Annotated in this window: 14 protein-coding genes; 13 read left to right on the top strand and 1 reads right to left on the bottom strand. The window is 66.9% G+C overall.

Features of this window, described 5'->3' with window-relative positions; translation table 11 throughout:
* Window positions 1-11 precede the first annotated feature (11 nt).
* Together ABMY26_RS11275 and ABMY26_RS11270 are read left to right on the top strand one after the other, a co-directional pair.
* Window positions 12-1,184, top strand: coding sequence for a zinc-dependent alcohol dehydrogenase (locus ABMY26_RS11275; RefSeq protein ID WP_372396368.1), 1,173 nt, complete (start codon window positions 12-14; stop codon window positions 1,182-1,184).
* Window positions 1,185-1,194: 10 nt separating this feature from the next.
* Complete coding sequence (locus tag ABMY26_RS11270) at window positions 1,195-1,740, top strand: cyclase dehydrase (RefSeq protein WP_372396367.1); 546 nt, start codon at window positions 1,195-1,197, stop codon at window positions 1,738-1,740.
* 90 nt (window positions 1,741-1,830) lie between these two features.
* Here the strand turns inward: ABMY26_RS11270 and ABMY26_RS11265 are convergent, their stop codons facing one another.
* Entirely contained in the window at window positions 1,831-3,141 is a 1,311-nt protein-coding gene (locus ABMY26_RS11265) for an MFS transporter (RefSeq protein ID WP_372396366.1), read from the bottom strand.
* 245 nt (window positions 3,142-3,386) lie between these two features.
* Between ABMY26_RS11265 and cyoA the strand changes: the two genes are divergently transcribed.
* The 11 genes from cyoA (at window position 3,387) to ABMY26_RS11210 (ending at window position 14,396) form a co-directional block, all read left to right on the top strand.
* Window positions 3,387-4,535: a ubiquinol oxidase subunit II gene (cyoA, locus tag ABMY26_RS11260; protein WP_372396365.1), complete on the top strand. Its 1,149-nt coding sequence runs from the start codon at window positions 3,387-3,389 to the stop codon at window positions 4,533-4,535.
* A 14-nt stretch (window positions 4,536-4,549) separates the two neighbouring features.
* The gene (gene cyoB / locus ABMY26_RS11255; RefSeq protein ID WP_372396364.1) at window positions 4,550-6,547 is read left to right on the top strand and encodes a cytochrome o ubiquinol oxidase subunit I; all 1,998 of its coding nucleotides are present in this window, start codon (window positions 4,550-4,552) and stop codon (window positions 6,545-6,547) included.
* A gap of 4 nt (window positions 6,548-6,551) precedes the next feature.
* Window positions 6,552-7,211: a cytochrome o ubiquinol oxidase subunit III gene (gene cyoC / locus ABMY26_RS11250; protein ID WP_372396363.1), complete on the top strand. Its 660-nt coding sequence runs from the start codon at window positions 6,552-6,554 to the stop codon at window positions 7,209-7,211.
* Entirely contained in the window at window positions 7,208-7,630 is a 423-nt protein-coding gene (cyoD, locus tag ABMY26_RS11245) for a cytochrome o ubiquinol oxidase subunit IV (protein WP_372396361.1), read from the top strand. The genes cyoC and cyoD overlap by 4 nt, the downstream gene beginning before the upstream one ends.
* Window positions 7,627-8,439 carry an SURF1 family protein gene (locus ABMY26_RS11240; protein WP_372396359.1) on the top strand — a complete coding sequence of 271 codons (813 nt, stop codon included), beginning with the start codon at window positions 7,627-7,629 and terminating at the stop codon, window positions 8,437-8,439. Before cyoD ends, ABMY26_RS11240 begins: the two co-directional genes overlap by 4 nt.
* Before the next feature lie 74 nt (window positions 8,440-8,513).
* The gene (locus ABMY26_RS11235) at window positions 8,514-9,791 is read left to right on the top strand and encodes an ATP-binding protein (RefSeq protein WP_372396358.1); all 1,278 of its coding nucleotides are present in this window, start codon (window positions 8,514-8,516) and stop codon (window positions 9,789-9,791) included.
* A complete protein-coding gene (locus tag ABMY26_RS11230) occupies window positions 9,778-10,344 on the top strand; it encodes a response regulator transcription factor (RefSeq protein WP_372396357.1) in 567 nt (188 codons plus the stop codon). Before ABMY26_RS11235 ends, ABMY26_RS11230 begins: the two co-directional genes overlap by 14 nt.
* A 103-nt stretch (window positions 10,345-10,447) precedes the next feature.
* The gene (locus ABMY26_RS11225; protein WP_372396356.1) at window positions 10,448-11,515 is read left to right on the top strand and encodes a TrkA family potassium uptake protein; all 1,068 of its coding nucleotides are present in this window, start codon (window positions 10,448-10,450) and stop codon (window positions 11,513-11,515) included.
* A 309-nt stretch (window positions 11,516-11,824) separates the two neighbouring features.
* On the top strand, window positions 11,825-12,811 hold the full coding sequence (locus ABMY26_RS11220; RefSeq protein ID WP_372396355.1) for a Bug family tripartite tricarboxylate transporter substrate binding protein: 987 nt from the start codon (window positions 11,825-11,827) through the stop codon (window positions 12,809-12,811).
* 52 nt (window positions 12,812-12,863) lie between these two features.
* Window positions 12,864-13,841, top strand: coding sequence for a tripartite tricarboxylate transporter substrate binding protein (locus tag ABMY26_RS11215; RefSeq protein ID WP_372396354.1), 978 nt, complete (start codon window positions 12,864-12,866; stop codon window positions 13,839-13,841).
* 72 nt (window positions 13,842-13,913) lie between these two features.
* The gene (locus tag ABMY26_RS11210; protein ID WP_372396352.1) at window positions 13,914-14,396 is read left to right on the top strand and encodes a tripartite tricarboxylate transporter TctB family protein; all 483 of its coding nucleotides are present in this window, start codon (window positions 13,914-13,916) and stop codon (window positions 14,394-14,396) included.
* Window positions 14,397-14,417 lie beyond the last annotated feature (21 nt).

Raw genomic sequence — 14,417 nt, 5'->3', positions numbered from 1 at the left:
GGGGAACCGCCATGAGAGCATTGGTCTGGCACGGCGCCAACGACATCCGCTGCGACACGGTTCCGGATCCGGAGATCGAACATCCGCGCGACGCCATCGTCAGGGTGACGACCTGCGCCATCTGCGGTTCGGACCTCCACCTGCACGACAACGTCATGCCGGGCATGGAGAAGGGCGACATCGTCGGCCATGAATTCATGGGCGAGGTGATGGAGGTCGGCACCGAAGCAAAAAGCGCGCTGAAGGTCGGCGAACGGGTGGTGGTGCCCTTCACCATCTTCTGCGGCGACTGCGACCAGTGCAGGCGGGGCAACTATTCGGTCTGCGAACGCTCCAACCGCAACAAGGCGCTGGCCGACAAGCTGTTCGGCCACACCACCGCCGGGCTGTTCGGCTACACCCACCTGACCGGCGGCTATGCCGGCGGCCAGGCCGAGTATGTGCGGGTGCCCTTCGCCGACCGCACCCACATCAAGATCCCCGACGGGCTGAGCGACGAGCAGGTGCTGTTCCTCGGCGACATCTTCCCCACCGGCTGGCAGGCGGCGGCGCAGTGCGACATCCAGCCGACCGACACGGTGGCGATCTGGGGCTGCGGCCCGGTCGGACAGATGACGATCCGCAGCGCCGTGCTCCTGGGCGCCAAGCAGGTCATCGCCATCGACCGCGTGCCGGAACGCCTCGCCATGGCCAAGGCGGGCGGTGCCATCACCATCGATTTCGAAGAGGAAAGCGTCGTCGAGCGGCTGAACGAGCTGACCGGCGGCAAGGGTCCCGAGAAATGCATCGACGCCGTCGGCATGGAGGCGCACGCCACCGCCACCATCGACAGCATGATGGACCGAGCCAAGCAGGCGCTGATGCTGGAATCCGACCGGGCGCATGTGCTGCGCGAGATGATGTATGTCTGCCGCCCGGCCGGCACCCTGTCGATCCCCGGCGTCTATGGCGGGTTGGTCGACAAGATCCCCTTCGGCATGGCGATGAACAAGGGCCTGACCTTCCGCATGGGCCAGACCCATGTGAAGCGCTGGACCGACGACCTGCTGAACCGCATCCAGGAAGGACAGATCGACCCGTCCTTCGTCATCACCCACACCGTGCCGCTCGACCAGGGCCCCGAGATGTACAAGACCTTCCGCGACAAGCGGGACGGCTGCATCAAAGTGGTCCTCAAGCCCTGAAGGTGATGCCATGGCCTATTACGACCGATCCTCGCCCGCGGACACCCTCGCCCGCGGGCTCGGCTGGTTCAGCATCGGCATCGGCGTCGCCGAACTGATGGCCGGCCGCAGCATCGCCCGCTGGATGGGAATGGAGGACGAGACCACCCTGATCCGCGCCTACGGCGTGCGTGAGATCGTCACCGGCGTCGGCCTGCTGGCGCTCGGCGATCCCAAGCCCTGGATCTGGAGCCGCATCGCCGGCGACGCTGCCGACATGGCGACGCTGGCCGCCGGAATGGCCTCTGGATCGAAAGACAACCCGCGTGCCGACAATGCCCGCATCGCCTTCGGCGCGGTGGTGGCGACGACGGCGCTTGATCTGGTCTGCGCCCGGGCACTGCACCGGGAAGAGGCCCGGTACCGCAGCCTGCCGGTGCCGGACTACAGCGACCGCAGCGGCTTCCCCCGCCCGGTCTCCGCCATGCGCGGAGCCGCAGGCGACGCTCCGATCGCCGAGGACATGCGGACGCCGGCGATCCTCCGCTTCCAACCCGCCGGGCGGCCCCCCGGCTGATCCGGCGGCCCGACGGCGGTCGGCCCGCCGGGGGCGCTCAGTCTGCCCGGCCGCCACGCGGGATGCGGCGGCCGGACAAGCTGGGCGATGTCAGGACGACAGCGTCTTGTTGATCTTCAGGGCCACCAGCGTGCAGACCGCACCGGACAGCAGATAGAGGCCCGACGCGATCAGCCCGAAATGGCTGGACAGGAACAGAGCGACGAAGGGCGCGAAGCCCGCGCCGAACAGCCAGGCCAGATCGGAGGTCATCGCCGACCCGGTGTAGCGGTATTGCTGGGTGAAGCCCGACGCCACCGACCCTGACGACTGGCCGAAGGACAGGCCGAGGATGACAAAGCCCAGCACCATGAACACCAGCTCGCCCACCTTGCCGCCGTCGAGCAGCATCGGGGCGAAGCCGCTGAACACTGCAATCGCCGCGGCACAGGTGCCGAGCAGCGTGCGCCGCCCCACCCGGTCGGCGATGTAGCCCGAGGCGACGATGGCCAGGACGCCGAAAGCGGCGGCGATCACCTCGATCACCAGGAAGGCGCCGGTCTCCTGATTGGCATTCAGGAAGATCCAGGACAGCGGGAAGACGGTGACCATGTGGAACAGGGCGAAGCTCGCCAGCGGGGCGAAGGCGCCGATCACCACGCGCTTGCCTTCCACCTGCAGCGTCTCCACCACGGGGGCGGGCTGCAGCTCGCGGTTCACGAACAGGCGCTCGAACTCCGGGGTCTGTACGAGTCGCAGGCGGGAGAACAGGGCCACCACATTGATGGCGAAGGCCACGAAGAAGGGATAGCGCCAGCCCCAGGCGAAGAAATCCTCCGCCGACAGGCTGTTGACCATGTAGGCGAACAGGCCGCTCGCCACGATCAGGCCGATGGGCGCGCCCAGCTGCGGGATCATGGCGTACCAGCCGCGCCGGCTCTCCGGCGCGTTCATCGCCAGCAGCGAGGCCAGACCGTCCCAGGTGCCGCCCAGCGCAACACCCTGCCCGATGCGCGACAGGGCAAGCAGCCATGCGGCGGCGACGCCGATGGACTCGTATCCCGGCAGGAAGGCCAGCGCCACGGTGGAGATGCCCAGCAGAAACAGGGCGATGGTCAGTTTGGCGCTGCGCCCGTAATTTTCGTCGATGGCCATGAAGATGAAGGTGCCGATCGGCCGCGCGACGAAGGCCAGCGCGAAGATGGCGAAGGACCAGAGCGTCCCGGTCAGCGGATCGACATATGGAAACACCAGCTTCGGAAAGACGATCACGGAAGCAATGGCGTAAACGAAGAAATCGAAGAACTCGGACGTTCGGCCGATGATCACGCCGATGGCGATCTCGCCGGGATTGATCCCGTGATGCCGCGCGTTCACCAGCCTCGCATCCCGTTCGACCGCCGCAATCGATGAAGTCATCATGTCGGCTCCGGCTGCGTTAGATCGGATCGCGTAAAATCGGAATCGATTTGAAGCGTGAATCCGATCGTCAAACAAAGGGATAGAGTTTCGCTTGCGATGATCCGTAGATCATACAATATGTCACCTTAACCTTCGGTGATCTGTCAAGCGCGCAGGCGGGCGCATTGGACAAATTGTCCAATGTCGCAGCTAGGGCATTGTCGCTAGCTGTCTCCCCAAAGCAAACCTTCGATACAGGTCCTGCCTTGAGCCGTTATCGCGCAATCGCCCTGCTGCCACTGATGGCAGCGTTGAGTGGCTGCAACCTGGTCGTGCTGAACCCGTCCGGCGACGTTGCAAGCCAGCAGGGTGACCTCGTGGTCATCTCCACCCTGCTGATGCTCCTGATCATCGTCCCGGTCATGGCGCTAACCGTGCTGTTCGCCTGGCGTTACCGTCAGTCGAATAGCACGGCCCGCTACGAACCGGACTGGGACCATTCGACGCAGCTCGAACTGGTGATCTGGGCAGCCCCGCTGCTGATCATCATCTGCCTGGGTGCCATCACCTGGGTGACCACCCACAAGCTCGACCCCTACCGTCCGCTCGACCGCATCGCGGCCGGCAAGCCGATCCCGGCCGGCACCAAGCCGCTGGACGTGCAGGTGGTGGCGCTCGACTGGAAGTGGCTGTTCGTCTATCCGGAATACGGCATTGCCTCGGTGAACGAGATGGCGGCCCCGGTCGACCGGCCGATCCGCTTCAGCATCACCGCCTCGACGGTGATGAACTCCTTCTATGTTCCGGCGCTGGCGGGCATGATCTACGCCATGCCGGGCATGGAGACGAAGCTTCACGCCGTCATCAACGAGCCGGGGACCTTCAAGGGCTTCTCGTCCAACTACAGCGGCGCCGGCTTCTCGCACATGCGCTTCGCCTTCCTCGGCCTGAACGACGGCGACTTCGACGGCTGGGTGTCCAAGGTGAGGTCGGCGGGCGGCTCGCTCGACCGCAGCGGCTACCTCGCGCTGGAAAAGCCGAGCGAGAACGTGCCGGTCCAGCATTTCGGCGCCGTCGATCCCAAGCTGTTCCAGGCCGTCGTCAACATGTGCGTTCGTCCCGGCACCATGTGCATGAGCGACATGGCCGCCATCGACCGTGCGGGCGGCCTGAGCGCCGGCGGCATGGCCGCCGCCAACGGCGTGCTGCGGGCCAACACGCTGGCCGGCTTCCCCGACGCCGGCCAGACCGGCCTCTGCACCGTCGCCGAGGTGGTCGAAGCGGCCGCCGCCGGCACGGCTGCGTCCGTCGCGGGCGCCACCAACGCGGGCGCCGTGCAGCGCCCCAACGTCACGCCGACCAGCGCGTCCGCCACCGGGTTCCCGGCCGGGCCGCAGCGGCTGGCCAATCCCTGATCGGGCACACCGGCATGCTTGAGACACTGACGACCTTCCTCTTCGGGCGCCTCAGCCTGGAGTCCTTCCCCTACCACGAGCCCATCCTCGTCGCGACCTTCTGCGCGGTCGTGCTCGGCGGCATCGCGCTGGTCGCGGCCCTCAGCTACTTCAAGCTGTGGGGCTACCTGTGGAACGAGTGGTTCACCACCGTCGACCACAAGCGCATCGGCATCATGTACATGGTGCTGGGCCTCATCATGCTGCTGCGCGGCTTCGCCGACGCCATCATGATGCGCGCCCAGCAGGCCATCGCCTTCAACGGCAGCGAGGGCTACCTCAATTCCCACCATTACGATCAGGTCTTCACCGCCCACGGCGTGATCATGATCTTCTTCGTCGCGATGCCCTTCGTGACGGGTCTGATGAACTATGTCGTGCCGCTGCAGATCGGCGCACGCGACGTGTCCTTCCCGTTCCTGAACAATTTCAGCTTCTGGATGACCGTCGGCGGCGCCGTGCTGATCATGACCTCGCTGTTCGTCGGCGAGTTCGCCCGCACCGGCTGGCTGGCCTATCCGCCGCTGTCGGGGTTGGAGGCCAGCCCGGACGTCGGCGTCGATTATTACATCTGGGCCCTGCAGGTGGCGGGCGTCGGAACGACGCTGTCGGGCATCAACCTGATCTGCACGATCATCAAGATGCGCGCGCCCGGCATGACCATGATGAAGATGCCGGTCTTCACCTGGACCTCGCTCTGCACCAACGTGCTGATCGTCGCCTCCTTCCCGATCCTGACCGCGGTGTTGGTGCTGCTGTCGCTCGACCGCTATGCCGGCACCCACTTCTTCACGAACGACATGGGCGGCAACCCCATGATGTACGTGAACCTGATCTGGATCTGGGGCCATCCGGAAGTCTACATCCTGATCCTGCCCTGCTTCGGCATCTTCTCGGAAGTGACCTCCACCTTCACCGGCAAGAGGCTGTTCGGCTACACCTCGATGGTCTATGCGACCGTCGTCATCACCATCCTGTCCTACCTGGTGTGGCTGCACCACTTCTTCACCATGGGGTCGGGCGCCAGCGTGAACTCCTTCTTCGGCATCACGACGATGATCATCTCGATCCCGACGGGTGCGAAGATCTTCAACTGGCTGTTCACCATGTACCGTGGCCGCATCCGGTTCGAGCTGCCGATGATGTGGACCATCGCCTTCATGCTGACCTTCGTGCTCGGCGGCATGACCGGCGTGCTGCTGGCGGTGCCGCCGGCCGACTTCGTGCTGCACAACAGCCTGTTCCTGATCGCCCACTTCCACAACGTCATCATCGGCGGCGTGCTGTTCGGCCTGTTCGCCGGCATCTACTACTGGTGGCCGAAGGCCTTCGGCTTCCGCCTCGACCCGTTCTGGGGCAAGCTGTCCTTCTGGTTCTGGGTGATCGGCTTCTACTTCGCCTTCGTGCCGCTCTATGTCCTGGGCCTGATGGGCGTCACCCGCCGCCTGCGCGTGTTCGACGACCCGTCGCTGCAGATCTGGTTCCAGATCGCCGCCTTCGGCGCCTTCCTGATCGCGCTCGGCATCGGGGCCTTCCTGATCCAGATCGCCGTCAGCATCCTGAAGCGCAAGCAGCTGGTCGACGTCTCCGGCGACCCGTGGGACGGCCGCACCCTGGAATGGGCGACCTCCTCGCCGCCGCCGGACTACAACTTCGCCTTCACCCCCATGATCCACGACAACGACGCGTGGTGGGACATGAAGAAGCGGGGCTACGCCCGTCCGCTCGACGGCTTCCGCCCGATCCACATGCCCAGCAACACCGGGACCGGCGTCATCCTGGCCGGGATCAGCGTGGCGCTCGGCTTCGCCATGGTCTGGCACATCTGGTGGCTGGCCGCGGTGAGCTTCATCGCCCTGCTGGTGGTCGCCATCGGCCATACCTTCAACTACAACCGCGACTTCCACATTCCGGTGGAGGAGGTCGTGGCGACCGAGAACGAGCGGACCCGTCTGCTCTCCGGACAGGTGTAACGCCATGACGACGACCGTTGATGCCATGCATGGCAGCCACGCGGGGCACGATGCCCCGCGCGACGCCACCCCTCCCGTCTTCTATGTCAGGGACGAGCACGCCCACGAGGCCGCCAGCACCGCGCTGGGCTTCTGGATCTACCTGATGAGCGATTGCCTCATCTTCGCGGTCCTGTTCGCCACCTACGGGGTGCTGGGCACCAGCTATGCCGCCGGTCCCACGCCCAAGGAGCTGTTCGACCTGCCGCTGGTGGCGTTGAACACCTCGATGCTGCTGCTCTCCTCCATCACCTACGGCTTCGCCATGCTGGCGATGGAGAAGGGCCGGACCGGCCAGACCCAGGCCTGGCTGGCGATCACGCTGCTGTTCGGCCTCTGCTTCCTCGGGATCGAGCTGTACGAATTCGCCCACCTGATCCACCAGGGGGCCGGCCCCGGCCGCAGCGCCTTCCTGTCGGCCTTCTTCACCCTGGTCGGCACCCACGGGCTGCACGTCACCTTCGGCAGCGTGTGGCTGGTGACGCTGATGGTGCAGGTCTCCCGCCGCGGCCTGATCCCGGCGAACCGCCGGCGCCTGATGTGCCTCAGCATGTTCTGGCACTTCCTGGACGTCATCTGGATCGGTGTCTTCACCTACGTCTATCTGATGGGAATGCTGCGATGAGCACCCACGCGCACAGCGATCATCACGCCCATCAGGGCCAAGGTCATGGTCATGACGGCCACGGGCATGACGACCACGGCCACCCCGCGGGCGCCCACGGCACCTTCGGCAGCTACATGATCGGTTTCGTCCTGTCGGTGATCCTGACGGTCATTCCGTTCTGGCTGGTCATGACCGGCACGCTGGACAACGTGACCACCACGGTCATCATCCTGGCGCTCGCCGTGGTCCAGATCCTGGTCCACATGGTGTATTTCCTCCACATGAACGGCCGCGTCGAAGGCGGCTGGTCGATGCTGGCGATGATCTTCACCCTGATCGTCGTCGTCATCATGTTCGCGGGCTCGCTGTGGGTCATGTACCACCTGAACCACAACATGATGCCGGGCATGACCCCGGACATGAGCAAGCTGCCGTGACATCCGCCGGCCGCAAGAGCCAGCAACCCGCAGCGCCGCCCGCACCTCCCGCGGGCGGCACGCCGAAGGGGGCCCGCCCGGTCTGGGCGCTGGCCCTCTTCGGCCTTCTGGCGCTGGCCGGCATCGCCGGCCTGACCGCGCTCGGCGTCTGGCAGCTCGAACGCCGCGCCTGGAAGCTCGACCTGATCGAGAGGGTGGAGGCCCGCATCCACGCCGCCCCGGTGCCTGTACCCGGGCCGGAGCAATGGCCAGCCATCTCCGCCGCCTCGGACGAATACCGGCGGGTGGCCGCCACCGGCCGCTTCCTCCACGACCGCGAGGCGCTGGTGCAGGCGGTCAGCGATCTCGGCGGCGGATTCTGGGTTCTGACCCCGCTCGTCACCGACCGCGGCTTCACCGTCCTGGTCAACCGCGGCTTCGTCCCTCCCGAGAAGCGCGATCCCGCCAGCCGTGCCGCAGGGCAGCCGCAGGGCGACGTGACCGTCACCGGCCTTCTCCGCCTGACCGAGCCGAAGGGCGGTTTCCTGCGCTCCAACGACCCGGCCGCCGGGCGCTGGTATTCGCGCGACGTCGCCGCCATTGCCGCCGCCAACGGCCTGGAACGGGCCGCCCCCTATTTCATCGACGCCGATTCCGCCCGCAACCCCGGCGGCTTTCCCGTCGGCGGCCTGACGGTGGTCAGCTTCCCCAACAGCCATCTCGGCTACGCGCTGACCTGGTTCGCGCTGGACCTGATGCTGATCGCCGCCGTCCTGTTCGTCGTCCGCAGCGAGACGAGGCGCCGAAGCGCGCAAAGCCGGCGCTCCTAAAACTCCCCACCCGCCGGTAACAGTCTATATAAGTCGGTGGACTGATGACCCGGGCGAGGAACAGGACGTCTTTCGTGCTCGACACCACCGACCGCAAAAACCTGTTCCTGCTCGTCCAGCTGCGTTGGCTCGCCGTCGTCGGACAGATCGTGACGATCCTGATCGTCCATCTGCAGATGGGCATCCGGCTGCCGTTGATGCCGATGGCCGCGGTGATCCTGGTGCTGGTCGCCCTGAACCTCGCCAGCCTGATCCAGATCCGCCGCAGCTCCACCGTCTCCAACACCCAGCTGTTCCTGGAGCTGCTGATCGACGTCTGGGCGCTGACCCTGCAGCTCTATCTCAGCGGCGGCGCGTCCAACCCCTTCATCTCGCTCTACCTGCTTCAGGTGGCGCTGGGGGCCGTGCTGCTGGAGGCATGGTCGGCCTGGGCGCTGGTGCTGGTGGCAACCGCCGGCTTCACCTGGCTGACCGGCACCTACCGCCCGCTTCCGCTGCCCCCCGCCCACGAAGGCGAGCTGTTCAACCTGCATATCCAGGGCATGTTCATCTGCTTCGTCCTGGCCGCGAGCCTGCTGGTTCCCTTCCTCACCCAGATCAACCGCAACCTGCGCGCCCGCGACGCCTATCTGGCCGAGCTGCGCCAGCGCTCGATGGAGGAGGCCCACATCGTCCGCATGGGCCTGCTGGCGTCGGGCGCCGCGCACGAGCTGGGCACGCCGCTCGCCACCCTGTCGGTGATCCTCAACGACTGGCGCCGCATCCCCGCGCTGATGTCCGACCCCGATTTGTCGGAGGAGATGGCGGAGATGCAGAGCCAGATCGACCGCTGCAAGGCCATCGTGTCGGGCATCCTGATGTCGTCCGGCGAGGCGCGCGGCGAGGGCACGGTGCGCACCACGGTGAAGGGCTTCCTCGACGGGCTGGTGGACGACTGGAAATCCGCCCGCTCGCCGGCCCGCTTCGACTACGACAACACCGTCGGCCCCCAGGAGCGGATGATTGCCGACCTCGCCCTGAAGCAGGTGCTGTTCAACGTGCTGGACAACGCGCTGGAGGCGTCGCCGGGCTGGGTCGGCGTCGCGGCGCTGCGCCAGGGCGACAATCTGGTGGTGGCGGTCAACGATTCCGGCCCCGGCTTCGATCCCGCAATCCTGGAGGAGCTGGGCAAGCCCTACCGCTCGACCAAAAGGCGGCCGGGCAGCGGGCTCGGCCTGTTCCTGGTGGTCAACGTGCTGCGCAAGCTGGGCGGTACAGTCTCGGCCAGGAACCGCGCCGGCGGCGGCGCCACCGTGACGCTGACCCTACCGCTGTCCGCCCTGTCGCCCGGAGGCTCCGATGGAGACGACTGAGCTTGAGACGCCTGAATCAGAGGAAGGCGTCCGCACCCTGCTGATCGTCGAGGATGACGCGGCCTTCGCCCGGGCGCTGCGGCGGTCCTTCGAACGCCGCGGCTATGCGGTCCACGGCTGCGCCGGGCTGGAGGAGATGCGCGAGCTGCTGCAGACGGTCGACCCCGATTATGCCGTGGTCGACCTGAAGCTCGCCACCGGCTCCGGCCTGGAATGCGTGAAGGAATTGCACGACGCCGACGAGGAGATGCGCATCGTCGTGCTGACCGGCTTCGCCAGCATCGCCACCGCGGTGGAGGCGATCAAGCTCGGCGCCTGCCACTATCTGGCCAAGCCCTCGAACACCGACGACATCGAGGCGGCCTTCGACCGCACCGAAGGCGACCCCTCCATCGCCCCGTCCGCCCGCACCACCTCGCTGAAGAACCTGGAGTGGGAACGTATCCACGAAACCCTGGTGGAAACCAACTTCAACATCTCCGAGACCGCGCGCCGCCTCGGGATGCACCGGCGCACCCTGGCGCGCAAGCTGGAGAAGAAGCGGGTTCCCTGACGGGAGGCCGTCCTTTTTTCCCACCGCGCCGCAAATCCGACCAATGCCGTCCCGCGTTCAGATGGTCGGTGCTCGCGGGGGAGCCCGAACGGACGGATGGTCGATGCGCAAACCGGCGGAGCCGCATATCCGGGACAGGCGTCGGACGAAGCCCTCCTTGCGCAAGGGGCGGCTGCTCCATGTGCGCTCCGGCCTGTCGGCGGAAAAGACCCTGTTCGTCCGCGTCGCGATCGTCGCCGTCCTGCTCATGCTGGTCGTCGCGGTGTTCTGGTTCGACCGCGACGGGCTGAAGGACCAGATCGACGGCGCCGTCAGTTTCCCCGACATCCTCTATTTCGCCATGATCACGGTGACCACCGTCGGCTATGGCGACATCGTTCCGGTCAGCCACACCGCCCGGCTGATCGACGCCTTCGCGGTTACGCCGATCCGCATCTTCATCTGGTTCATCTTTCTTGGCACCGCCTACGAACTCGTCGTGCAACGGATCGTGGAGGATTTCCGATTGAGCCGGATTCAGAAGCAGCTGAACAGGCACATCGTGCTGTGCGGCTTCGGCCACAGCGGCTTCATCGCCGCACAGGAAACCCTCGCCAAGGGCCATCCCGGCGATCGCATCGTCGTCATCGACGAGTCCGAGGACCGCGTGCATCTGGCCGCCGAAGCCGGCCTCATCGGCCTGCTGGGCGACGCCACCAGCGAGGAGACGCTGGTCAAGGCCTGCGTCGGACAGGCGAAGGCGGTGATCGTCAGCACCGGGCGCGACGACACCACCATCCTGGTGGTACTGACCGTGCGCCACCTGTCAACCGCCGCCAAGATCGTCGCCAGCATCAAGCAGGAGGAGAACATCAAGCTCGCCAATCTCAGCGGCGCCGACCTCGTGGTGTCGCCACCCAAGATCGGCGGCTATCTGATGGCCGACGCGGTGGAGACGCGCTACGCGACCCCCTTCCTGTGCGACCTGATGTCGGCCGGCGGGCGGATGGTGCTGACCGAGCGCCGGGCGGAACCCGGCGAGATCGGCCGGACCATGGCGGAGGTGCCCGCCGGCATCGTCGTGCAGGTCCACACCCACGGCCGCGACATCGCCTTCACCGAGCGCGACCGCTACGTCATCCAGCCGAACGACCTGCTGCTGATCATCAGCCAGCCGCCCCCCGCAAGCTGACGCCCTCCCCCTGCCGGCCGGTTGCCGGCACCACGGATATTTCGCGTACCCCCTCGACGCCTGACAGGTTCATGACAGCTTCGTTTGATAAACAATCGTCAGAACGAACCATAATCTCGGGAGAAACGTCATGGCGGACACCCCCGCTGCAAAGCCGGCGGCGGAAGAGCATGAACCCGCCTTCCGCCCCGCCTTCCATGGCGCCGCGCACGGGGCGGGAGCCGGCGGCTCCATCCTGCTCTCGGATTTTCCGCCCGCCTGCCCGGCGACAAAGCCGGCCAACGATAAATCCAGACGGGAGGGATCCTCATGACTTTCGCCATTCCCGCCAGGGGCGCGCTCGCCGCGGCGATGCTGTTCGCCACGGCGGCCTTCTCCACCCCGGCTTCGGCCCAAAGCAAGCCGGCCGAACTCAAATCCGTTGAGATCATCGCCCCGGCCAATGCCGGCGGCGGCTACGACCAGCATGCCCGCGCGATGCAGCAGGTGCTGCAGAACCACAAGCTGGCCTCCGGCGTCCAGGTGGTCAACATCCCCGGCGCCGGCGGCACCATCGGGCTCAGCCAGTTCGTCACGGCGAAGAAGCGCAACCCCGGCATGATGATCAGCGGCCTCGGCATGATCGGCGCGATCCTGATCAACAAGTCGCCGGTGACGCTCGACCAGGTGACGCCGCTGGCCCGCCTGACCGGCGAATACCAGCCCATCGTCGTCGCCGCGGATTCGCCGCTGAAGACGCTTGACGACCTGATCGCCAAGTTCAAGGCCGATCCCGGCTCGGTGTCCTGGGGCGGTTTCGCCGTCGGCAGCCCCGACCACATCCTCTACGGCCTGATCGTCAAGGCGGTCGGCGGCGACGTCGGCAAGATGAACTACATCGCCGCCGGGGCCGGCGGCGAGATGATGGCGTCGATCCTGGGCGGGCACATCACCGTCGCCACCGGCGGCTACAACGAGATGGCCTCGCAGCTCCAGGCCGGAAAGCTGCGGGCGCTCGCCATCTCGGCGCCGCAGCGCGTCCCCGGCATCGACATCCCGACCTTCAAGGAGCAGGGCGTCGACGTCGAGCTGGTGAACTGGCGGGCCGTGATGGCGCCCGGCACCCTGAAGCCGGAGGAGCTGAAGGCGATGGACGAGGCCGTCGGTGCCATGGTCCGGACCGACGAATGGAAGCAGATCGCCAAGGAACGCGGCTGGATCGACCTCCATCTGCCGTCCGACCGCTTCGCCACCTTCCTGAAGGAGGAACGCACCCGGATCGGCGGCGTCCTCACCGACCTCGGCCTCGTGAAGTAACGGCATCTAGTCACGCGTGTTTCCACGAAAAAACACCACCAGGAGGATTCGCATGGGCTCCCGTCATTCCCGCCTCTTCAAGGGCCTCTTCACCGCTGCGGCGCTGGCCGCCGTCGCCCTCACCGCCACCCCGTCGCTGGCCGAGCTGAAGGGGCTGGAGATCATCGCCCCCGCCAGCCCCGGCGGCGGCTGGGACCAGCATGCCCGCACCCTCCAGCAGGTCTTGCAGAACCAGAAGCTGGCCACCGGCATCCAGGTCGCCAACATCCCCGGCGCCGGCGGCACCATCGGGCTGGCGCAGTTCGTCACCGCCAAGAAGCGCACCCCGGCCATCCTGGTCGGCGGCCAGATCATGCTGGGCGCCATCGTCATGAACAAGTCGGCGGTGACGCTGGACCAGGTGGCGCCGCTGGCCCGGCTGACCGGCGAATACACCGCCATCGTGGTTCCGGCGGACTCGCCCATCAAGTCCTTCGCCGACCTGCTGCAGAAGTTCAAGGCCGATCCCGGCTCGGTGTCCTGGGGCGGCGGGTCGGCCGGCGGCAGCGACCAGATCCTCGCCGGACTGATCGCCAAGACGGTCGGCGTCGATCCGGCCAAGGTCAACTATGTCGCCACCGCCGGCGGCGGCGAGCTGCTGGCCTCGGCGCTCGGCGGCCATGTGACGCTTGGCATGGGCGGCTACAACGAGTTCGCGCCGCAGTTCCAGGCCGGCAAGCTGCGCGCCATCGCCGTCTCGGCGCCGCAGCGCCTGGCCGGCACCGACACCCCGACGCTGAAGGAGCAGGGCGTCGACCTGGAGTTCGTCAACTGGCGCGGCGTCTTCGCCCAGACCGGCGCCAAGCCGGCCGAGATGAAGGAGCTTCAGGAGGCGGTGGCCAAGACGGTCGCCAGCCCGGAATGGCAGGACATCCTGAAGCAGCGCGGCTGGATCGACCAGTACCAGCCGGCCGACCGGTTCGCCGCCTTCCTGAAGGAGGAGCGCGCCCGCATCGAAGGGACGCTGCACGAGATCGGCCTGACCAAGTAAAGCCGCGCGGGCGGGCGCAGGCGACCAGGCCCGACGCCCGCCGCCGGCCAATTGAGAAACCGGGAGGAACGGATGACCACTGCCCGCAGCCTGCGGATCGGCGAAGCCTTGCTCGGCGGCGGCCTGTCCGCCCTCGGCGCGCTGATCGCCATCGAAACCATGCTGACCCCGTCCGTCGGCCGCAGCGTCGTCGGCCCCGCCCTCTTCCCCTACCTGATCTCGGCCGGGCTGGTGCTGATCGGCCTGTCGCTGCTGCGCGAGGCCTTCGCCGGCCACATCGCGCATGAAACCGGGCTGGAGCTGGACCTGCGGGCGGTGGCGCTCGTCGCCGCCGGGCTGGCCGCCCAGTTCCTGCTGATCGAGATCCTCGGCTGGATCCCGTCCGCCGCCCTGCTGTTCGTCGCGGTGGCGCGCGCCTTCGGCAGCCGGCGCTACCTGCCGAACGCCGCGCTCGGGCTGCTGCTCGCCGGCGGCACCTTCGTCGTCTTCAACTACGGCCTCGACCTCAATCTGCCGATCGGCAGCGTCGGCGAGTGGCTCATGCCGGCCGAATAAGCGTCCTTTCGGGAAGGAAAC

This window comes from Azospirillum sp. HJ39, from assembly GCF_041507355.1.
In the GTDB taxonomy this organism is placed as follows: Bacteria; Pseudomonadota; Alphaproteobacteria; order Azospirillales; family Azospirillaceae; genus Azospirillum; species Azospirillum thiophilum.
The sequence above is the reverse complement of the archived record's forward strand: the minus strand, read 5'-3'. Positions and strand labels throughout refer to the sequence as shown.